Annotated in this window: 18 protein-coding genes and 2 tRNA genes; 18 read left to right on the plus strand and 2 right to left on the minus strand. The window is 67.8% G+C overall.

The genetic code is table 11. The features are described 5' to 3' along the window. The first annotated feature begins 1 nt into the window (after position 1). From ACVOLJ_RS07860 to ACVOLJ_RS07925, 14 genes are all read left to right on the plus strand, one after another. Positions 2 to 1,354: a sensor histidine kinase gene (locus ACVOLJ_RS07860; RefSeq protein WP_475278038.1), complete on the plus strand. Its 1,353-nt coding sequence runs from the start codon at positions 2 to 4 to the stop codon at positions 1,352 to 1,354. Positions 1,355 to 1,413: 59 nt separating this feature from the next. After that, on the plus strand, positions 1,414 to 3,822 hold the full coding sequence (locus ACVOLJ_RS07865; RefSeq protein WP_481563860.1) for a DNA internalization-related competence protein ComEC/Rec2: 2,409 nt from the start codon (positions 1,414 to 1,416) through the stop codon (positions 3,820 to 3,822). A 3-nt stretch (positions 3,823 to 3,825) separates the two neighbouring features. Next, the gene (locus ACVOLJ_RS07870) at positions 3,826 to 4,488 is read left to right on the plus strand and encodes a MotA/TolQ/ExbB proton channel family protein (protein ID WP_475278040.1); all 663 of its coding nucleotides are present in this window, start codon (positions 3,826 to 3,828) and stop codon (positions 4,486 to 4,488) included. A gap of 3 nt (positions 4,489 to 4,491) precedes the next feature. Further along, positions 4,492 to 4,914 (plus strand): ExbD/TolR family protein, encoded by a 423-nt coding sequence (locus tag ACVOLJ_RS07875; RefSeq protein WP_025875217.1) that lies wholly within the window; start codon positions 4,492 to 4,494, stop codon positions 4,912 to 4,914. After that, entirely contained in the window at positions 4,911 to 6,659 is a 1,749-nt protein-coding gene (gene msbA, locus ACVOLJ_RS07880; protein ID WP_475278041.1) for a lipid A export permease/ATP-binding protein MsbA, read from the plus strand. The genes ACVOLJ_RS07875 and msbA overlap by 4 nt, the downstream gene beginning before the upstream one ends. Then, positions 6,659 to 7,678: a tetraacyldisaccharide 4'-kinase gene (gene lpxK / locus ACVOLJ_RS07885; RefSeq protein ID WP_475278042.1), complete on the plus strand. Its 1,020-nt coding sequence runs from the start codon at positions 6,659 to 6,661 to the stop codon at positions 7,676 to 7,678. Before msbA ends, lpxK begins: the two co-directional genes overlap by 1 nt. 75 nt (positions 7,679 to 7,753) lie before the next feature. After that, the gene (gene kdsB / locus ACVOLJ_RS07890) at positions 7,754 to 8,527 is read left to right on the plus strand and encodes a 3-deoxy-manno-octulosonate cytidylyltransferase (RefSeq protein ID WP_475278043.1); all 774 of its coding nucleotides are present in this window, start codon (positions 7,754 to 7,756) and stop codon (positions 8,525 to 8,527) included. Next, on the plus strand, positions 8,524 to 9,012 hold the full coding sequence (locus tag ACVOLJ_RS07895) for a low molecular weight protein-tyrosine-phosphatase (protein ID WP_481563861.1): 489 nt from the start codon (positions 8,524 to 8,526) through the stop codon (positions 9,010 to 9,012). Before kdsB ends, ACVOLJ_RS07895 begins: the two co-directional genes overlap by 4 nt. After that, positions 9,009 to 10,421: a hypothetical protein gene (locus ACVOLJ_RS07900; RefSeq protein ID WP_481563862.1), complete on the plus strand. Its 1,413-nt coding sequence runs from the start codon at positions 9,009 to 9,011 to the stop codon at positions 10,419 to 10,421. The genes ACVOLJ_RS07895 and ACVOLJ_RS07900 overlap by 4 nt, the downstream gene beginning before the upstream one ends. After that, on the plus strand, positions 10,418 to 12,262 hold the full coding sequence (uvrC, locus tag ACVOLJ_RS07905; protein ID WP_481563863.1) for an excinuclease ABC subunit UvrC: 1,845 nt from the start codon (positions 10,418 to 10,420) through the stop codon (positions 12,260 to 12,262). Before ACVOLJ_RS07900 ends, uvrC begins: the two co-directional genes overlap by 4 nt. Before the next feature lie 17 nt (positions 12,263 to 12,279). Then, complete coding sequence (gene pgsA, locus ACVOLJ_RS07910) at positions 12,280 to 12,906, plus strand: CDP-diacylglycerol--glycerol-3-phosphate 3-phosphatidyltransferase (protein WP_099820053.1); 627 nt, start codon at positions 12,280 to 12,282, stop codon at positions 12,904 to 12,906. A 201-nt stretch (positions 12,907 to 13,107) separates the two neighbouring features. Further along, a tRNA-Gly gene (locus ACVOLJ_RS07915) sits at positions 13,108 to 13,183 on the plus strand. A 137-nt stretch (positions 13,184 to 13,320) separates the two neighbouring features. Next, positions 13,321 to 14,427: an NAD(P)/FAD-dependent oxidoreductase gene (locus ACVOLJ_RS07920; protein WP_481563864.1), complete on the plus strand. Its 1,107-nt coding sequence runs from the start codon at positions 13,321 to 13,323 to the stop codon at positions 14,425 to 14,427. A 105-nt stretch (positions 14,428 to 14,532) separates the two neighbouring features. Continuing rightward, positions 14,533 to 14,608 (plus strand) — tRNA-Gly (locus tag ACVOLJ_RS07925). A gap of 45 nt (positions 14,609 to 14,653) precedes the next feature. On the opposite strand, the gene ACVOLJ_RS07930 is transcribed toward ACVOLJ_RS07925, so the two are convergent. Continuing rightward, entirely contained in the window at positions 14,654 to 15,001 is a 348-nt protein-coding gene (locus tag ACVOLJ_RS07930) for a hypothetical protein (protein WP_475278049.1), read from the minus strand. A gap of 301 nt (positions 15,002 to 15,302) precedes the next feature. Here ACVOLJ_RS07930 and ACVOLJ_RS07935 point away from each other — a divergent pair, with 301 nt between their 5' ends. The 4 genes from ACVOLJ_RS07935 to ACVOLJ_RS07950 are packed head-to-tail and all read left to right on the plus strand — an operon-like array spanning position 15,303 to position 19,414. Further along, the gene (locus ACVOLJ_RS07935) at positions 15,303 to 16,628 is read left to right on the plus strand and encodes a TolC family protein (protein ID WP_481563880.1); all 1,326 of its coding nucleotides are present in this window, start codon (positions 15,303 to 15,305) and stop codon (positions 16,626 to 16,628) included. Beyond that, entirely contained in the window at positions 16,625 to 17,764 is a 1,140-nt protein-coding gene (locus ACVOLJ_RS07940) for an ABC transporter permease (RefSeq protein WP_481563865.1), read from the plus strand. Before ACVOLJ_RS07935 ends, ACVOLJ_RS07940 begins: the two co-directional genes overlap by 4 nt. Before the next feature lie 10 nt (positions 17,765 to 17,774). Next, the gene (locus tag ACVOLJ_RS07945) at positions 17,775 to 18,503 is read left to right on the plus strand and encodes an ABC transporter ATP-binding protein (RefSeq protein ID WP_481563866.1); all 729 of its coding nucleotides are present in this window, start codon (positions 17,775 to 17,777) and stop codon (positions 18,501 to 18,503) included. Beyond that, positions 18,500 to 19,414 carry an HlyD family secretion protein gene (locus tag ACVOLJ_RS07950; protein WP_481563867.1) on the plus strand — a complete coding sequence of 305 codons (915 nt, stop codon included), beginning with the start codon at positions 18,500 to 18,502 and terminating at the stop codon, positions 19,412 to 19,414. The genes ACVOLJ_RS07945 and ACVOLJ_RS07950 overlap by 4 nt, the downstream gene beginning before the upstream one ends. A 10-nt stretch (positions 19,415 to 19,424) precedes the next feature. Here ACVOLJ_RS07950 and ACVOLJ_RS07955 read toward each other — a convergent pair whose 3' ends face one another. After that, a complete protein-coding gene (locus tag ACVOLJ_RS07955; RefSeq protein WP_481563868.1) occupies positions 19,425 to 19,865 on the minus strand; it encodes a hypothetical protein in 441 nt (146 codons plus the stop codon). Between the last annotated feature and the right edge of the window lie 26 nt (positions 19,866 to 19,891).

The raw sequence follows: 19,891 nt of genomic DNA on the forward strand, positions 1-19,891 counted from the left end.
GATGGCGCGACCGATCCGTTCGATCACCCTCGGCCTGGCATGGCGCCTGTTCCTGGCACAGGCCTTCACGGTGCTGTTTGCCGTCGTCGCGCTGATCCTGACCTGGGGTGACAAGGACACCTGGGGCATGGACATGTTCATGGCCGAGGACATGGCCAATGCGGTGCACAGCGAGGGCGGCCGGCTGGTGCTGGACGAGGCGCGCTGGCAGAAACTCGATGCGCGCGCAGGTGGCAACCTGTGGTTCGCGGCAGTGGATGACCGGGGCGCATGGCTGCAGCGCGGTACGCTGCCTGCCATCCATGCCCCGCTGCTTGCGCGTCTGCCGACATTGGGGGCCTCGGAACTCGGCTCGCTGGTGCCGCCCTACCTGGACGTGGCCCGGGTGATGATCCGCAACGAGGGCGGGCGCCGCATCACCGTGATGGTGGGCGGGGCGCCGAAGGGCGGCCTGCTGGATGGCGCACTGATGGTTCTGCGCTTGATCGGCCTGTGGTTCTTCCTGCCATTGATCGTGATCACCCTGCTGGTGATGCCGACGGTGATCCATCGCGCCATGCGTGGCGTGCGCCGATCCGCGCAGCAGGCCAAGGAACTGGATATCGGGCAAGCAGGTGCGCGCCTGGATGCACAGCTGGTGTCGACCGAGGTCGCACCGCTGGTCGAGGCGTTCAACGATGCGATCGACAAGGTGCAGCAGGGCTACGCGGCACGTGACAAATTCCTGGCCGATGCCGCGCATGAACTGCGGGTGCCGATCGCGGTGGTGCAGGCGCGCCTGTCGCAGTTGCCGCAGGGCGAACTGAAATCGCAGCTGCTGACCGACGTGGCCCGGCTCGGCAACGTCGCCGAACACCTGCTGGACCTGCAGCGTCTGGACCGCAACGTCGCCGCGCTGCAGCGTCTGGACCTGGCGCATGTGGTGCGCGAAGCCGCTGCCGATCTGGCGCCCCTGGTGGTCGGCGCCGGATATGGGTTCGAGGTGGACGCACCGGAAACACCGGTATGGATCCATGGCGACGGGCTTGCGCTGGGCCGGGTGCTTGCCAATCTGGTGCACAACGCCATCGTCCACGGCGGCGGCCGCGGCACCATCTGCGTGCGCCTGGATGCGCTCGGCCTGCTGGAGGTCAGCGACCAGGGCGCCGGCGTACCGGTGGGCGACCGCGAGGCGATCTTCGAACCGTTCCATCGCCTGCGTGCGGCCGGCAGCGGCAGTGGCCTGGGCCTGCACCTGGTGAAGGAGATCGTGCAGCACCACGGCGGCACCGTCAGCGTGGGTGAGGCGGTCGGTGGCGGGGCCAGTTTCAGGGTCAACTTCCATCGCGGCAGCGTGCGTCGCCCGGGGGGCTGACAGCGCCGTGCGGGATTGCCTGATGGTGAGGGCACGCCGGTGCCGGGCAGGCTGCGGCGATGGCTGCCGATCAGACTCCGCCCTCCCTGCTTGGCCCTGCGTGTGCTGCCGGCCTGGTCGTGGGGGCACTGGCGTGTGTGCTGCTGCCGGTGCTGCCGCCCGTGTGGCTGTGTGTATCGGCCGCGAGCGCCGCTGCCGTGGCGTGGGTGACGCGCTGGCGTGGACGGGCGATGGCCGCGTTGCTGTTCGGCCTGGCCTGGACCGGCTGCCACGGACACTGGGCGCTGCAGGCGCAGATGCCGGCCGGGACGGGCGTCCGCAACGTCATGGTTCACGGCCGGATTGTCGATCTGCCCAGGCAGGGAACGGGATACACCCGCTTCCAGTTCCGCGTCGATGCGTGCGATGACATCCCGACCCTGCAGGGAAAACGGCTGCAGGTGGTGTGGCATGCGCCGCGGCGCAGCGACGCCGACGGTGCGATGGATCAACGGCAGCGGCTGTGGGCTGGCGCTCACTGGACGTTGTCGCTGCGCGTGCGGCCGCCCCGCTCACGCATCAACCCCGGCGGCTTCGATGGCGAGCGCCATGCGCTGCTGCGCGGCGAGGCGGGCAGCGCCAGCGTGCGCGATATCGCCGACAACCGCGAACTGCGCCCGGCCCACGGGCTGCTGGCCTGGCGGCAGCGCACCAGCGCAACCATCGCCGCGCAGATCGCACGTCCCTCGGCGCGCTTCATCCAGGCGTTGGCGCTGGGTGATACGCGCGGCCTGTCCGACACCGATTGGTCGCAGCTGCGTGCACTGGGCCTGACCCACCTGATCGCCATTTCCGGCTTTCATGTGGGTCTGGTCGCCGGTTTCGCCGCCTTGCTGTGTTCAAGTCTCTGGCGATGCTGGCCGGCGCTCGCCAGCCGCTGCCCGCGCCCGCAGGCGGCGGCGTGTGTTGCCGCCTTGGCCGCAGCCGGCTATGCCGTCATCGCCGGCAGCGAGCTGCCTACCGTGCGCACCGCGTTGATGATCGCGGTGGTGGCGCTCGCGCGCAGCGCCCGCCGTCCGGTGCCGGTCGTGCAGGGGCTGTCGCTGGCCGCGCTGGCGATGCTGCTGCCCGCACCGCTATCGGTACTGTCCGCCGGCTTCTGGCTGAGTTTCGGCGGCGTGCTGTGGTTGCTGTGGTGCCTGCCACAGAGCCAGCCCAAGGGCGTGGCCGCGATGCTGCGCGCGGCGCTGGCCGCACAGGGCGTGGCCAGTGTCGCGCTGTTGCCGCTGGCGGTGGCGCTGTTTGGTGGCACCGCGCGGCTGGGGCCGCTGGTGAACCTGCCGGTCATTCCGCTGTGGAGCCTGCTGGTAGTGCCGCTGGCGCTGCTGGGAACCGGGCTGGAGGTGCTGCATGGCGGCGCGGGGCAGTGGCCGTGGCGTGCGGCGGCCTGGCTGTTCGAGCTCAGCTGGCAACCGCTGCAATCGGTGGCCGAGCATCCGCAGGCCATGTGGTGGTTGGCGGAAGGTCCGTCCTGGGCCTTGCCGGCGGCACTGGCAGGGGTGTTCTGGTGGTTGCTGCCGCGGGGCGCCGGTGCGGGGATTGCCGGCTCACTGCTGTGCCTGCCGCTGCTGTGGCCGGCGCGATCGGTGCCGCAGCAGGGTGAGTTCGAACTGGTGGTGCACGATGTCGGCCAGGGAACGGCGGTGCTGCTGCGCACGGCCGGTCATGCGCTCTGGTACGACGTGGGGCCGCCGGCAGGCAGCGGCGGGGACGAGCGCATATTGGTGCCGACCCTGCGTGCATTGGGGCAGGCTGCGCCGCAGCGGGTGATGATCAGCCATGACCATCTGGATCACAGCGGAAACCTTGCCGCCGTGCGCAGGCAGCTTCCGGACATGGAGGTGCTGGCGCCGCCGGGTGCGGCGATTGCCGGCGCCGTTGCCTGCCAGAAGGGCCTGCGCTGGCAATGGGATGGCGTCGACTTCCAGGTGCTGCATCCGTCCCCACCCAGGGATGCAGGCACCGGCAGCGGTGACAACGAGGCCAGTTGCGTGCTGCGGATTGCAGGTGCGCACGGGGTGGCGCTGCTGCCGGGAGATGTCGGCAGGCATGGCGAGCAGGCCCTGCTGCAGGGCGCCGGCAGCGCACTGCGGGCGGACGTGGTGCTGGTGCCCCACCACGGCAGCGGCGGCAGTTCCAGCCCGGGCTGGGTGAGGGCGGTCGGGGCGCGGCTCGCACTGGTGTCGGCCGGGCACCACAACCGCTTCGGCCACCCCAGGCGTGATGTAGTGCAGCGCTGGCAGGCCGCTGGCGCCGAAGTACTGTCCACCGCCGAATCCGGGGCCATCCGCGTATGGCTTGGCGCACAAGGGCTGCAGCTGCGTGAACAGCGTATCCACAGCGCCCGGTGGTGGGATGCCGCTGGGCGGGCGCGGTCGGCTGCTATCCTATCGCCGATCGAACAAGCGGCCGTTGGGCCGGAGGGTTGAAACGTGTGGGAACTGGTCAAGGCCGGTGGCTGGCCGATGGTGCCGCTGCTGTTGTTGGGCGTACTGGCGTTGGCGATCGTCCTGGAGCGTTTCTGGTCCCTGCGGCGTAACGAGGTGCTGCCACCTGGCCTGGGCCAGGAAGTGCGCAACTGGGCCGCGCGCGGCAAGCTCGACCCGGCACACCTGCAGACCCTGCGCGCGAATTCGCCGCTGGGTGCGTTGCTGGCGGCCGCGCTGGAAGCGCGCAACCGCCCGCGCGACCAGATCCGCGAGCGCATCGAAGACACCGGTCGCCACCTGGTGCACCGCATGGAGCGCTTCCTCAACGCGCTGGGCACCATCGCCTCGGCCGGTCCGTTGCTGGGCCTGCTCGGCACCGTGGTCGGCATGATCCAGATGTTCCTGGGCATCCTCGACCACGGCGTGGGCGATGTGAACCAGCTTGCCGGCGGCATCGGCAAGGCGCTGGTCTGCACCGCCACCGGCATGATCGTGGCGATCCCGGCGCTGATGTTCCACCGCTTCTTCAAGGGCCGCATCCACGGTTACGTGGTGGAGATGGAGCAGGAGGCCAGCGCATTGCTGGATACGCTGGACGGTCGCCCCGGGGTGATGACGCCGGCCCCGGCCGCGCGCGCTGCCTCCGCTGCCACGGCAAAGGCCTGATCGATGCGTATCGGCAACGACCGATCCCAGGATGAACCGCATATCGATCTGGTGCCGCTGATCGACGTCATCCTGGTGCTGATCATCTTCTTCGTGGTCACCACCACCTTCGACGCACGTTCGACCCTGCAGGTGCAGCTGCCGACGGCCAGCCAGCAGCAGACCAACGAGCCGCCGCGTTCGCTGAGCGTGCTGATCAACGCCGATGGCCGCTACTTCGTCAATGACCAGGAAGTGCTGCGCAGCGATGTCGAATCGGTCAAGCAGACCATTGCCGCCGTCGCCGGCAGCGACCGCGAGCAGACCGTGCTGCTGCGCGCCGACGCGCGCACCCCTTACCAGGCCGTGGTCACCGCGCAGGATGCGCTGGGCCAGCTCGGTTTCCGTCGTATCGCCATTGCAACAGCGCCAGAGGTGCGTCCATGAGTTCCCATCACGCGCCGGTGTGGCCGATCTACAAACGTCTGCTGGGGTATACCCGGACCTACTGGGTATTCATGGTGGCGGCGGTGATCGCCATGGTGGTCGAGGCCCTGGCCGGCTATCACTTCACCAAGCTGATGGAACCGCTGGTCAATGACGGCTTCGTCGACCCGCAGCCGCGTGCGGCCGTGGTGTTGCCGCTGACCATCCTCGGGCTGTTCCTGATGCGCAGCGTGGCCACCTGGGTCAGTGATTACACCCTGGCCAAGACCGGCCGCAGCGTGGTCCGTGACCTGCGCGAGCAGGTACTGCAGAAGTACCTGCACCTGCCGTCCTCGCATTTCGATGCCGAAGCGACGCCGGTGATGGTCAGCCGCCTGAACTTCGATACCGAGCAGGTCACCCAGGCCAGCGCCGATGCACTGAAGACCGTGGTGGCCGACACCCTGACCATCATCGCGATGCTCGCGGTGATGCTGCAGATGAGCGTCAAGGTAACCCTGGCCATGCTGGTGGTGGTGCCGCTGATCGGCGTGATCGTGTCCTACGTGGGCAAGCGCTACCGGCGCATCAGCCGCGGCATCCAGGACGGCATGGGCACGATGGCGCAGACCGCCGAGCAGTCGCTGGCCGCGCAGCAGGAAGTGAAGGTGCATGGCACCCAGCAGCACGAGATCTCGCGCTACTCGCGCCTGGCCAACCGCATGCTGGCACTGAACATGAAGGTGGAGGTTACCCGTGCCGCCGCCTCCAGCGTGGTCCAGTTCCTGGCCGCACTGGCACTGGCGGTGATCGTCTGGGTCGCCACCCGCGAAGCGCTGGCCGGCAAGCTCAATGCAGGCCAGTTCATGGGCCTGATGACCTCGATGATGGCCATCATTCCTTCGCTGCGCCGCCTGACCAGCGTGCAGACTTCGATTTCGCGCGGTGTGGCCGCGGCCGAGCGTCTGTTCGGCATCATCGACATGCCGGTCGAGCGCGACCAGGGCACGCACAGCGTGCAGCGTGTGCGCGGCGAACTCGCGTTCGAGCACGTCATGCTGCGTTACCGCGAGGACAGCGGCATTGCCCTGGAAGACATCAATTTTGTCGCCCGGCCGGGCACGGTCACTGCCATCGTCGGCCGCTCCGGCAGCGGCAAGACCAGCCTGATCCGGCTGGTGCCGCGCTTCTACGAGCCCAACGGCGGGCGCATCCTGCTCGACGGCGTGGCCCTGGATGACTATCCGTTGGCCGATCTGCGCCGGCAGGTGGCCATGGTCGGGCAGAAGGTCATGCTGTTCGACGACACCATCGCCGCCAACATCGCCTACGGCATGGAGGCGACCGAGGAGCAGATCCGCGCCGCGGCCGAGGCCGCCAACGCATGGGAGTTCATTGCCCGCATGCCGCAGCAGCTGCAGACGCCGGTGGGTGAGAATGGCGCGCTGTTGTCCGGCGGCCAGCGCCAGCGCCTGGCGATTGCCCGCGCGATCCTGCGCGACGCACCGATCCTGATCCTGGACGAGGCCACCGCCGCGCTGGACAACGAATCCGAGCGTCTGGTGCAGGATGCCCTGCAGCGGCTGATGCCCGAGCGCACCACCCTGGTGATCGCGCACCGCCTGTCGACCATCGAGCATGCCGACCAGGTGCTGGTGATGGACCATGGCCGCATCGTTGAACGCGGCACGCACCAGCAACTGCTGGCGATGGGTGGGCTGTACCAGCATCTGCACAACATGCAGTTCCGCGAAAGGCAGGACTGATGGCGGGCAAAGGTACCCAGACCCCCTCGTACTGGTATGACGGCAGCCCGGCGCCCTGGCCCATGCGCTTGCTGGCCCCGCTGTATGCGGGTGTCACCGCGCTGCGCCGGCGCCTGTATCGGCGCGGCTGGCGCAAGCGCCATGCGCTGCCGGTGCCGGTCATCGTGGTCGGCAACATCACTGCCGGCGGCACCGGCAAGACCCCGCTGACCATCGCCCTGGTCGAACGCCTGCGTGCGGCAGGCTGGAAACCGGGAGTGGCCAGCCGCGGTTACGGCCGCGAAGAAGCGGACAAGCCGCGGTGGGTGGAAGCCGATACGCCGACCGCGCTGGGCGGCGACGAACCGGTGCTGATCGCCTGGAAGACCGGCGTGCCGGTGCGCGTGGACAACGACCGGGTGGCTGCAGGCAAGGCCCTGATCGCCGCAGGCTGCGATGTGATCGTGTGCGATGACGGCCTGCAGCACTATCGGCTGGCGCGTGACATCGAGATCGAAGTGGTCGACGCCGAGCGCCGCTATGGCAACGGCCGGATGATACCGGCCGGCCCATTGCGCGAGCCGGTCAGCCGCGCTGCCGAATGCGATTTCCGTGTCGTCAATCTCGGCCAGGCCGACGAAGCGACGGCCGCCCAGGCCTGCGGCTTCGGCCAATGGCCGATGGCCCTGCACATCGACAGCGCACAGCCGCTGGCCGGTGGCCGTGCGCGCCCGCTTTCGTACTTCGCAGGCCAGCGCGTGCACGCCGTCGCCGGCATTGCCCATCCGCAGCGCTTCTTCGCCATGCTGCGCGCCCGCGCCATCGGCGTGGTGCCGCATGCCTTCGCGGACCATCAGGTCTATCAGCCGCAGGATCTGTCCTTCGGCAGCCAGTTGCCGGTGTTGATGACCGAGAAGGATGCGGTGAAGTGCCGCGCGTTCGCCAACGATTGGTATTTCGCCGTGCCGCTGCGCGCGGAAATGCCCGCCGCGTTCTGGGTCGCGTTGACCGACCGCCTGGACAAGCTGCGACCGAACTGAGCGGTGGCGCGGCGCTTGCAAACGCGCGCCGCCGACCGCATTCCTGCTGTATCGCGCCTGCCGAGTACCGCCCGCATGACCGATTTCGTCGTTGCCATCCCGGCCCGCTATGCCGCTTCGCGGCTGCCGGGCAAGCCCCTGCGCCTGCTGGGGGAAGACCCCATGGTGCTGCATGTGGCCCGTCGTGCGCTGGTGGCAGGTGCTGAGGAGGTCTGGGTCGCTACCGACGACGCGCGCATTGCCGATGCGCTGTCTGGCCTGGCCGAAGTGAAGGTGGCCATGACGGCCGCCTCGCATGCATCCGGCACCGATCGCCTGGCCGAATGCGCGCGCATTGCCGGCTGGGCCGACGACACCGTGGTGGTGAACCTGCAGGGCGATGAACCGTTCGCCCCGGCCGCGGGCATCCGCGCGGTGGCGGCGGCGCTGGTCGATGGCAGCGCGCCGATGTCGACCCTGGCCACGCCGGTCGAGGATGCGCATACCCTGTTCGACCCGAACGTGGTCAAGCTGGTGCGCAACGTGCGCAACGAGGCCCTGTACTTCAGCCGTGCGCCGATCGCCTGGCACCGCGATGGCTTCGCGCGCAGCCGCGACACGCTCCCGGACGGTCACCAGTGGCTGCGCCACATCGGCATCTATGGGTACCGCGCCGGCTTCCTGCAGCAGTTCGCGTCGATGCCGCCGGGCATGCTGGAACAGGTGGAGTCGCTGGAGCAGCTGCGCGTGCTGGAAGCCGGCTACCCGATTGCCGTGGCGATCTCGCCCGAGCCCTTCCCGCCGGGCATCGACACCCCTGAAGACCTGCAGCGGGCTGAAGCGCTGCTGCAGACGCTGGCACCGCGATGAAGCTGCTGGTCGTCTGCCTCGGCAACATCTGCCGTTCGCCGATGGCCGAGGGCGCATTGCGCGCCCGCCTGCAGGCCTCGCCGCTGGCGGGGCGGGTGCAGGTCGATTCGGCCGGCACCGGCGATTGGCATGTGGGCCAGCCACCGGACCGGCGCGCCATCGCCTGTACCGCCGGGCACGGCGTGGATCTGCGTGGCCTGCGTGCGCGCCAGCTGCAGGCGCAGGATTTCGATACCTTCGATTGGGTCCTGTGCGCCGATGAGGCCAACCTGCGCGATGCGGCTCGGCTTGCGACGCCGGCCCAGCGTGAGCGCCTTGCGCTGTACCTGCCGTGGTCGGGCGGGCAGGGCGAACCGGCAATCCCTGATCCCTACACGGGCGGCAGTGATCATTTCGAACAGGTGTGGTCGCTGGTCGACGAGGCCGCCGGGCGTGCAGTGGCACGCCTGTTGCATCACGCCGACTCCGGCATAATCGGGCCATGAACATCCAGCCCGTCCCGGACCTGCCCGAGTTCGCCGCCTGGCTCAATGCCGCGCCCTGCACCCTCACCGAACTGCGCGGTCGGCCGGTGGCCCTGTTGTTCGTCAACGCGGCCTCGGCCTGGAGCGCGCAGCGGTTGGCCGAATTCGGCCAATGGCTGTCGCGCAATCCCGGCAAGCTGCAGCCGCTGGTGCTGCAGGTACCGCGTTTCGATTTCGAACGGGATGCCAGCGCCGCGCTGAAGCTGCTGCGCCGGCAGGGCCTGAACATGCCGGTGCTGCTCGATGCCGACTGGGATGGCTGGCGCCGCTTCGGCGTGACTGCCTGGCCCACCATGGTGTTGCTGGATGCGCAGGGCCGTGAACAGCAGCGGTTGACCGGCCAGGGCGCGCCCGGTGAGCTGGAGCGCGCCTTGAATGCCCTCTGCGAGGGCGCTCCGATGGCGCCCCCGCGCGGTGGCAGTGAACTGCACCCCGAGCCGCGGCACCCGTTGCGCTTCCCGCTGGGACTGGCGGTGAACCAGGAGCGCCTGTACATCGCCGACAGCGGTCACCATCGCATCCTGGAATGCAGCCATGGCGGCCGCGTGCTGCGCCAGTTCGGGCTGGGCACCGCCGACTTCATGGACGGCAATCTGGCCGAGGCCGCTTTCCACCGGCCACAGGCGCTGGTGCTGGAGCGCGAATCGCTGTACGTGGCCGACACCGGCAACCACGCCGTGCGCCGCATCAACCTGGCTACGGGCGTGGTCGACACCCTCTGCGGCAACGGTCGTCCCGGGGCGCCGGTGGAGGGGCCGGTGGCGCAGCCACGGCAGGTTTCGCTCGATCATCCCACCGGACTGGCCATCGCCGACAACCAGCTGCATATCGCCATGGCCGGCGACAACCGCATCTGGAGCTATCACCTCGGTCAGCGCAGCCTGCAGTGGCGCGCTGGCAGTGGTGCCATCGACGAACGCGATGGCAGCGGGCACCTGGCGGCCTTTGCCCAGCCTACCGCGCTGGCTGTCGTGCAGCAGGTGCTGTACGCGGCAGACGCGCTCGGCTCTTCCATCCGTGCGCTGCAGCTGCGTGGCGACCTGGTGCAGACCCTGGTCGGGCAGGGGACCTGGCGTTTCGGCGAAGACGACGGCCCGCGTGCGCAGGCCAGCCTGCAGTTCCCGCAGGCCATCGCGTTGAGCCCGGATGCGCCGTTGTTGTGGATCGCCGATACCGGCAATGGCCGCCTGCGCATGCTGCGCCTGGGCGGTGGCGAGCTGGCCACGCAACCACTGCCACGCCGCCTGCACGGACCGGCCGGCCTGACCGTCGGTGCCGGTGCGGTATGGATTGCCGAAACCGATGCCCACGCCGTGCTGCGATTCGATCCCGACAGCGGCGTACTCAGCGAAGTGCCGATCAGCGAATGACCGATGTTCCCGCCCCGGCCTTCGATGGCAAGGCCTTTGCGGCGCAGTTGAGCACCGCGCCCGGCGTGTACCGCATGTACGCCGCCGACGATGTGCTGTTGTATGTGGGCAAGGCGCGTGCGCTGCGCAACCGCGTGGGCAGCTACTTCAACGGCAGCCCGAAGAACGCGCGCATCATGTCCATGCTGTCGCAGATCGTGCGCATGGATGTAACCGTCACCCGTTCGGAAGCCGAAGCGCTGCTGCTGGAAAACCAGCTGATCAAATCGTTGTCGCCGCGCTACAACGTGTCCCTGCGCGACGACAAGACCTATCCGCACGTGCTGCTGACCCGCGAAGACTGGCCGCGCATTGCCGTGCATCGCGGCCCACGCGCGATACCCGGACGTTACTTCGGCCCATACCCCGGCGTGACCGCCGTGCGCGAAACGCTGAACCTGATGCACAAGCTGTTCAAGCTGCGCAGCTGCGAGGACAGCGTGTTCCGCAACCGCTCGCGACCGTGCCTGCAGTACCAGATCGGCCGCTGCAGCGCGCCCTGCGTGGAACTGGTGCCGGCTGCCGACTACGCCGAATCGGTGCGCCGCGCGGCGATGTTCCTGGAAGGCAAGAGTGATGAACTCACCCGTGAACTGGGTGAGCAGATGCAGCGCGCCAGCGAAGCCCTGGAATTCGAACAGGCCGCGCGCCTGCGCGACCTGATCACGTCGCTGCGCAGCATGCAGACCCGCCAGTACGTGGATGGACGCGCCGCTGACCTGGACGTGCTGGCCGTGGCCATGCAGGGTTCACAGGCCTGCGTGATGCTGCTGGCCTTCCGCGATGGTCGCAACCTCGGCACCCGCCCGTTCCATCCACGCACCAATGGCGAAGAAAGCCCGGACGAAGTGTTGGCAGCCTTCGTCTCGCAGTACTACGTCGAGTTCGAGCCGCCGCGCGAGATCCTGCTCGACCGCGAGATTCCCGATGCCGACCTGATCGCCTCTGCGCTGACAGCTTCGGCCGAGCGCAAGGTGCAGCTGAAATGGAACGTGCGCGGTGAGCGTGCCGGCTACGTCGAGCTGGCCAGCCGCAATGCGCAGCTGACCCTTGCCACGGAGATCAACAGCCGCACCGCCCAGCACGCACGCAGTGAAGCGCTGCGCGAGATGCTGGGCCTGGCCGAACCGGTCAAGCGGGTGGAGTGCTTCGACATCAGCCACACCATGGGCGAGGCCACCGTTGCCTCCTGCGTGGTGTTCGATGCCGCCGGTCCGGTGCGCGCGCAGTACCGTCGTTTCAACATCAGCGGCATCGAGCCGGGGGATGATTACGCCGCCATGCGGCAGGCCATTGACCGTCGCTTCCGTCGTGCAGTGGAAGAGCAGGGGGTGTTGCCGGATGTGCTGCTGATCGACGGCGGCGCCGGCCAGTTGGCGCAGGCGCAGGCCGCGCTGGCCGATCTGGGTGTGGAGGGCGTGCTGCTGGTGGGCGTGGCCAAGGGCGTGGAGCGCCGTGCCGGCCACGAAGCGCTGGTGATGCCCGATGGCCGCGAGCTGCGCCCGGGCGCGGCCAATCCTGCACTGCAGTTCATCCAGCAGGTACGCGATGAAGCGCATCGTTTTGCCATCACCGGCCATCGCGGACGCCGGCAGAAGGCCAGGATGACCAGCAAGCTGGAGGATATCCCCGGCATCGGCCCGCGCCGGCGTGCCAGCCTGCTCAAGCATTTCGGTGGCCTGATCGGCCTGAAAGCGGCCGGAGAAGCGGAAATTGCGAGGGTCGAAGGCATCAATGACGCCCTCGCAGCGCGCATCTACGCTAACCTGCACGGGTTGGCCACGCCGGATCCGGCCGAGTAGAGAGAGAAGAAAGCAGCATGACGTTGACCCTGCCCACCTGGCTGACCCTGTTGCGGATCGTGATGATCCCGGTGCTGGTGCTGGTGTTCTACCTGCCCTACACCTGGACCAACTTCGCATCGGCGGCGATTTTCGGCCTGGCCGCGATCACCGACTGGCTCGACGGCTGGATTGCCCGCCGCTACGGCCTGGAGTCGGCGTTCGGCGCCTTCCTCGATCCGGTGGCGGACAAGCTGATGGTGGCAGTGGCACTGTTCCTGATCGTGCAGGGCCACCCGACGCCGTGGATGGCGTTCTGGGCGGCGGTGATCGTCGGGCGCGAAATCGCGGTGTCGGCGCTGCGCGAGTGGATGGCCGAGCTGGGCCAGCGCGCGAAGGTGCGTGTGGCGATGATCGGCAAAGTCAAGACCACCGCACAGATGGTGGCGCTGCTGTGCCTGCTGTACTCGGTGGCACCGAACGTACCGGTGAACGACATCTGGATGGGCCCGCCGGTATTCCACATCGGTGACTGGACCCTGGCGATCGCCGCGGTGCTGACGCTGTGGTCGGGCCTGCAGTACCTGCATGCCGCCTGGCCGAGCCTGCGCGACGACGAGCGCGCTGCGCGCGAGCGGGCACGGCAGAAGAAGCTGGGCAACTGAGTACCGGGGTCGGAACCCTTCCGCAGGAAAGGGCTGTGACCCCATCGATGCATCCATCCACGCATGGCGTGGATCTACTACAGCAGCCCCACACAGCGGTACATCCACGCCATGCGTGGATACGCAATGCCAGGCGCCCCGCAGGTGCCTGAAAAAACCGCTTGACGCCCTCTCTGGAACAGGTAGAATTTCGCCTCCCAAGCGGGAATAGCTCAGTTGGTAGAGCGCAACCTTGCCAAGGTTGAGGTCGCGAGTTCGAGTCTCGTTTCCCGCTCCAGATTCAAGAAGAACGCTCCCGGAAGGGGGCGTTTTTCGTTTGCCAGCCCCGCGCTTCATTCCCGCTTCACCGTCACGCCATCGCCTCACCACGCGAAGGTTCGATGCTGCATCCCTCGTTCCCAAGGTGATGTCGCGATGCCTCATCAATCCTCCGCACACGACCACGACGTGGTCATCGCCGGCGCCAGCTTCGCCGGTGCCGCCTGCGCGCTGGCCGCTGCCCAATATGGCCTGCGCGTCTGCGTACTTGAACGCAAAGCCGACCCCGGCGAACGCCTGCACACCACCGGCATCGTGGTGAAGGAGGCGATGGAGCAGACCTGGCTGGGGCGCATGCCCGAACACCTGGTGCAACGCGTCGCCAATGTGCGCCTGTATGCGCCGAACCTGCGCAGCGTGCTGCTGGCAGCACCGGGCTATTACTTCCTCACCACCGATACGCCCAACCTGATGCGCTGGCTGGCCAGCGAGCTGCGCGCGAACGGGGTGGATCTGCGCCTGCAGCAGTCCTTCACCGATGCCCGCCGCAGTGGCGATGGCTGGCAGGTGGAAGGGGCAGGGCGCTGTGTCTATCTGGTCGGCGCCGATGGCGCACGCTCGCGTGTTGCGCAGCGCACCGGCCTTGGCCAGGTGCGCGACAATCTTCATGGCGTCGAACGTGAGTTTGCCGGCCTGCAGTTGCCGCAGGGCGATGCACTGCATTGCTTCGTCAGCAAGCGCTTCGCACCAGGCTACATCGGCTGGGTCGCACAGAACCCGACCGGCCTGCAGGTGGGGTTGGCGCTGCGTCATGACCCGGCACAGGTACGGCCGCCGGACATCGATGGTTTCCTCGCGCAGGTGCGTGATGTCGTCGGTATCCCTCCTTCAGCGCGTCCATCGGCCACCCGCGCCGGCCTGGTGCCCTGCGGCCTTCCGGACGGCCCGATCACCGCGCCGGGGCTGATCCTTACCGGCGACGCCGCGGGTACCGTCTCACCGCTCTCGGCCGGCGGTATCCACGCTTCCTGGCGCCATGGGTGGGCGGTAGGTGATGCCATCGGCCTGCATCTGCGCGGCAAAGGGCCGCCAGCCGAGCAGGTGGCCCGTCGGGCGGCCCCCACGTTCCGCCGCAAGCGGCTGCTGCGCTGGGCGATGGACCAGCTGCAGTGCGACTGGCCAGTCAATGCACTGCTGCATAGTGCCGTCACCCGCCGGGTCGCCGAGCAGCTCTACTTCCACCGGCGGGGCGTACGGGCCTGATCCAGAAGCTGAACGTCAGCCTGTGAAAGGCCGGCAGAATTCTGTTGACGCCGTGCAGCAATCCCGACACAATAGCGCTCCTTCGACGCAGGTTGAACGGAATCTGCGGGAATAGCTCAGTTGGTAGAGCGCAACCTTGCCAAGGTTGAGGTCGCGAGTTCGAGTCTCGTTTCCCGCTCCAGATATGCAAAAACGCTCCCGCAAGGGGGCGTTTTTCGTTTGCGCGCTAGCGGCGCGTTCCCCTGCGCACGCTGCACCAGGTGCGCACGTCCGTGCGGTCGAATCCCGGGCAGGTGTTCTTCCGCGCGATGTACAGATAGGGCACTTCGGCCTGGTAGGTGAAGTGGTAGTAGTAGGTGCGGTCCATGCCATACAGCCAGTAGTTCGACGAGCCGTCATTGATCACGTAGGGCTCGAAAAGAAAGATCGACGACTGTTCGGGTATGAAGTTGCTCCTGTCCATCAGCAACATGGCCAGGTTCGACACCAGCGGAGTGGCCAGTCCGATGGCAAGCGCGGCCACGGCCAGCAGTACGGTGAAGAGGCAGGCCATGCGCCCAAGGGGGGATTTCAAACCGATTTCCTGCTGGCCGAGTGGGGCCGCCAATGTGCAGCAGGGCCCGCGGGCAGTCCAGCGTTCAGTTTGGCGGCAGCGATGAAAGGCTGGGGAAAGGCCGAGGGTTCGCAATGCGTGCACCGCATACGCGCTGTAACGCACCTCCTGCCGATTCTCCATGTCCACTCCACAATCGCGGCGTAGCCTCCACGGCTTCTCTTTCCACGAAGGTGGGCGGGTGGCCAGACGTACCACTTCCTCTGCAGCAGCCACGCTGCGCGCCGGCGCCCTGCTTGCCAGCGTGATGCTGGCAGGTTGCATGTCGGTGCCGGTGCCGGATCTGCCAGATCGCACGCCGACGACCTGGCAGCAGTCTCCGCCGGGCCAGGGTGTGGCAGTCGATGCGCGGCAGTGGTGGAAAGTGCTGGCCGATGCACACTTGAACGCACTGGTAGAGCAGGCCATCGCCAGCAACCTGGACCTTCAGCAGGCCAGCCTGCGGCTGCAGGCCGTGCATCTGCTGGCTGGAACATCCGACGCGCGCTTCCGTCCGGAAATCTCCGCCAGCGCCAAGCAGGTGCAGGATGCCGCCGCCGTGGATACCTACTTCCACGCAGGTATCGAAGCGATCTGGGATCTCGGCCTGTTTGGTGCCGCTGAAAGTGCGCGCCTGGGCGCGCAGGCGGCCACCGGCAATGCCGAGGCGCTGCGTGACGCAGCGCAGGTGGCCGTGATTGCCGATGTGGTGCGCAGCTATCTGGATCTGACCGTCGCGCAGGCACAGTGGGATCTGCTGGACAGGCAGCAGGCCATTGATGCGCGCGCTGTGCAGTTGGCCCTGGTACGGCAGCGCCTGCAGCTGGATGAACCCGGCGAACGGGAGCGCATGCGTGCGCGGCAGGCCGCCACGCGCGCCGCCACGGCACAGGCGAAGGAAAGCGCAGACAGTGCCGCGCGTGCATTGGCGCTGCTGCTGGGGCGCGATGGACCGGATCCCGCATGGAGCGCCTACCGCACGCCGCCGCAGCTGGGTGCGTTCTCGCTGCAGCAGGTGCCGGCCGACCTGCTGCGCCACCGCCCGCAGCTCCTGCTGGCCGAGGCCGAGGTGTTGCAGGCGGCGGCAGAAAAGGGGGGCGCGCGCGCAGCGATGTTCCCCAGGTTGAGCCTGGGCGGTTCCATCCTGTACGCGTACAACCTCACCCAGAACGCGCGTTCCAATTCCGATTCCAGCCCCTCAATCGGCCCCTACATCGATATTCCGTTGTGGGACTGGGGCCAGCGTCGTGCCCGATACGAGTCCGATGACAAACAACTTGATGCCGCGCTGCTCGGCTACCGCAAGGCGGTACTGCAAGGCGTGAGTGAAGTGGAAGGCGCGCTCGGCAGCCTGGCCCGGCAGGACAGCAGCATCCAGTCGCTGCGTGCCGCCAATTATGCGGCCGACCGGCAGCTCAAGCGTCAGGCGCGGCAGGTGCAGCTTGGGCTGTCCAGTGAGTTCGATGGGCTGGACACGCAGCGTGCCGCACTGGCTTCGCAGGCCGACCTGATCGGCGCACAAGGTGCGCGCGTGCTGGCGTTCGCCTCGCTGTACCGCGCCCTCGGTGGCGCACCGCTGCCGGTCGAAGCCGAGGACGCGTCGCAATGATTGCTCTGGCCCGCAAGACCCTGGCCTATGAGTGGCGCCGGTTCCTGCCGGTGGTGCTGGCGATGTGCTTCGCCGGTGTGCTGCTGATCGTGCAGGCGGCGTTGGTGCTGGGCATCTTCGGCACCGCCGCGATCTACGTAAAGGCGTCCACCGCTGATATCTGGGCCGGTTTCCCTGGCACCCAGAGCGTCAACTATGGCCATGCGATCAGCGCGGATGTCGAAAGTCATCTACGCATGGACCCGGATGTCAGCCGTGTCGAGCCCTACGAATGGGTCGATGGCGAATGGCGCTCCAGTGCGCAGGCCACCGGCAACGTGTCGGTGTACCTGTCCGGTATATCCACCCGGGATGACGCGATGATGTTCGCGCGCATTCTGCCCGCCGACCTGCGCGCGCAGCTGCGCGAGCCAGGCGCGGTGATCGTCGACAGCGCCGATCTGGATACGCTGGGCGTGGATCTGCAGCACAACCGTGCCTGGATCAATGGCAAGGCGGTGCGTGTGGTCGCGGCACAACCGGGCCTGCGTGGGCTCGGTGGCGTCAACGTGCTGGCCTCGCTGGATACCGCACGTGCCATCGCCGGTACCGACCCGCATGAGGGCAGTACCTATTTCGTGGCGGGGCTGCGCTCGCCGGACCTGGCCAACGGCGTGCGTGATCGCCTGGCCGCGTCGATGGGGCAGGCCACAACGGTCGAGTTCTGGACCGCACCGGCGTTCGCCAGTCGCTCGCAGCAGTACTGGCTGTTCGATACCGGTGCCGGCATCGCAGTGTTGTTCATGGCGGTCATCGTCTGCTTCGTCGGCGCAGTGATCACCAATCAATCGTTCGCTTCGGTGGTGGCCGGTTCGGTACGCGAGTACGCCACGCTCAATGCGCTCGGTGCCGGTCGTTATGCGCTGGCGCGGGTGGTATTCGAGCAGGCATTGTTGATCGGTGGTGCGGGCATGGTGCTGGCGGCGGCGTTCAGCACCGCGGTGTTGCTGATCGCGCAGGCCCAGCGCGTGCCGGTGCAACTGACGCCGATGGTCATCATTGGCTGCGTGGCACTGGTCGCGGTGATGGCCATGCTGTCGAGCATCATGGCGGTGCGCAGCGTCGTCCGCTCCGATCCATCGTTGCTGCTGCGCTGAGGACCGGCCGATGACTTCTACACGCGCCGTCGCCCCGACCCTGCAGGCCGACGCCCTGGAAAAAGGTTTCATGTCCGGCGATGTGCAGGTGCCGGTGCTGCGCGGGCTGTCGCTGGATATCTATCCCGGTGAACTGACCCTTGTTTCCGGCCCGTCCGGCTGCGGCAAGAGCACGCTGCTGTCATTGCTGTCCGGGTTGTCTGCGCCCGATGGGGGGCGCGTGCACGCGCTCGGCCAGGATGTGGGCCACATGAGTCGCAGTGAAGTGGAGCGCTTCCGCCTGCACCATGTCGGCTTCGTGTTCCAGGGCTTCAATCTGTTCCCGGCGCTGACCGCGCTGGAGCAGGTGCAGCTGCCGCTGGGCTATCGCGGCATGCGCAACCGCGAAAGCGAGCCATTGGCACGCAAGGCATTGGACGAGGTTGGTCTGACCCATCGCAGCCACATGCGCCCGGCGCAGTTGTCCGGCGGCGAGAAACAGCGCGTGGCCGTCGCGCGCGCCTTCGCCAAATCGCCCACGTTGATCTTCGCCGATGAACCCACCAGCGCACTGGATGCCGAGAATGGCCAGCGCGTGATCGACATCCTGCATCGCTACGCACGCGCGCATGGCGCCACGGTGCTGTGCGTGAGCCACGATCCGCGCCTGATCCGGCATGCCGATCGGGTGATCGCCATGGAAGACGGCATGGTCCGTGACGACCGCCGCCAGAACGAAACCGTAGAGCCCGCCCCATGACCAAGATCCCACACCTGCTTTCCCTCAGCCTGGCCCTGTCCACCGCGATGCTGCTCGGCGCCTGTTCCAGCGAAGCACCTGCGCAGGCACCCGAGGGGAAAGCCAGCACAGCCGCCGCCGGGAAGGTCGCGGTGGCGCGTGGCATCATCGACGTCGAGGGCGGACTGATCGCGCTTGCACCACCGGTGGATGGCTCGATCATCGCCGCACCGGTGAAGGAGGGTGCCACGGTCAAGAAGGGGCAGCTGCTGCTGTCGCTGGATGGCGCCCTGCTGCAGCAGGAGGTGGCGATGGCCACTGCCGATCTCGCCCTGGCCAATGACCGTCTGAAGGGCAGCCAGGCGCAGCTGCGCGAGCTGGAGCGAAACGCCAGCCGCCTGTCCACCGGCGCCAGCGAAGGCGTGTCGTCCAAGCAGCAGGCCGATGCGGCCAGGCAGCAGCTGGCCGGTGTGCGCGCCGATGTTGACGTAGCCGGCGCGCAGGTTGACATGGCCCAGCACAAGCTGGAACACGCGAAACTGAAACTGCAGCAGATATCGCTGAGCGCGCCGGAAGCCGGCACCGTGGTCGGCCAGGTGCCGGGCCTCGGCGCCTTCGTGCAGGGTGGCAAGCCGGCGATCTCGCTGCTGCCGGCGCGTCCGCTGCAGGTACGCGCCGAACTCAGTGCTGCCTACGCCGATACCGTGCAGGTGGGCATGCATGCCACCGTGGTGCCGGACAGCGATGGCGCCGAGAACACCAGCTTACTGCCGTCCGCACGCGTGGTGCGCATCAGCCCGGTGTTCGCGCAGGCGCGCCTGCCTGAAGACGCCGGGCGTGGCGTGGCCAAGGTGGTGGAGTGTGTGCTGGAGTTCGATGGCGAGGCCAAGGCGCGCTTCGGCCAGCATGTGCGGGTGGAGTTCCGGAAGTAGGGCGCGGGCCTCAGTTCCCGAGCCAGCGTCGCAGGCGAGGCCAGAGTGAGGCGGGCACGATCACGAGCATCGCAAGGTGCAGGATGGCGCTCATGCCGAGCAGCCAGAGCATGTGTACGGCACGCACGGGTGATTGATGCATGGAGATCGCGCCCCAATAGGCCGTCCAGGCAACCCACGGAAGGATGCCGAGCAGCATCCGCAGCCACAGGCGGCGGAACCGCCATGGCTGCAAAGCCACGCCCAGCACTGTCATTTCCACGAGGATGATCAGCGCGAAGGTGAATACCGAGCCGATGGGATAGGCCAAGGTCCCGGTCTCGATGTCAGGCCGCTGCCAACGATCCGGCTGGAATCCGGCATGGATGAGCGCGGCAACCAGCAGTAGCCAGATGAGCGATGCGATCAGCCAGAAGGCAGGGGAGGCACGGAATGCGATGGGCAGGGTCACGATTCAGGCGTTCGTCGTTGGCGGAT

Source organism: Stenotrophomonas sp. STEN046, from assembly GCF_056759755.1.

Bases quoted from the DNA above. Each gene is read 5' to 3' on its own strand.
- ACVOLJ_RS07860 (WP_475278038.1), top strand. From the start codon at position 2: ATGGCGCGACCGATCCGTTCGATCACCCTCGGCCTGGCATGGCGCCTG.
- ACVOLJ_RS07865 (WP_481563860.1), top strand. From the start codon at position 1,414: ATGGCTGCCGATCAGACTCCGCCCTCCCTGCTTGGCCCTGCGTGTGCT.
- ACVOLJ_RS07875 (WP_025875217.1), top strand. From the start codon at position 4,492: ATGCGTATCGGCAACGACCGATCCCAGGATGAACCGCATATCGATCTG.
- msbA (WP_475278041.1), top strand. From the start codon at position 4,911: ATGAGTTCCCATCACGCGCCGGTGTGGCCGATCTACAAACGTCTGCTG.
- lpxK (WP_475278042.1), top strand. From the start codon at position 6,659: ATGGCGGGCAAAGGTACCCAGACCCCCTCGTACTGGTATGACGGCAGC.
- kdsB (WP_475278043.1), top strand. From the start codon at position 7,754: ATGACCGATTTCGTCGTTGCCATCCCGGCCCGCTATGCCGCTTCGCGG.
- ACVOLJ_RS07895 (WP_481563861.1), top strand. From the start codon at position 8,524: ATGAAGCTGCTGGTCGTCTGCCTCGGCAACATCTGCCGTTCGCCGATG.
- ACVOLJ_RS07900 (WP_481563862.1), top strand. From the start codon at position 9,009: ATGAACATCCAGCCCGTCCCGGACCTGCCCGAGTTCGCCGCCTGGCTC.
- uvrC (WP_481563863.1), top strand. From the start codon at position 10,418: ATGACCGATGTTCCCGCCCCGGCCTTCGATGGCAAGGCCTTTGCGGCG.
- pgsA (WP_099820053.1), top strand. From the start codon at position 12,280: ATGACGTTGACCCTGCCCACCTGGCTGACCCTGTTGCGGATCGTGATG.
- ACVOLJ_RS07920 (WP_481563864.1), top strand. From the start codon at position 13,321: ATGCCTCATCAATCCTCCGCACACGACCACGACGTGGTCATCGCCGGC.
- ACVOLJ_RS07935 (WP_481563880.1), top strand. From the start codon at position 15,303: ATGTCGGTGCCGGTGCCGGATCTGCCAGATCGCACGCCGACGACCTGG.
- ACVOLJ_RS07940 (WP_481563865.1), top strand. From the start codon at position 16,625: ATGATTGCTCTGGCCCGCAAGACCCTGGCCTATGAGTGGCGCCGGTTC.
- ACVOLJ_RS07945 (WP_481563866.1), top strand. From the start codon at position 17,775: ATGACTTCTACACGCGCCGTCGCCCCGACCCTGCAGGCCGACGCCCTG.
- ACVOLJ_RS07950 (WP_481563867.1), top strand. From the start codon at position 18,500: ATGACCAAGATCCCACACCTGCTTTCCCTCAGCCTGGCCCTGTCCACC.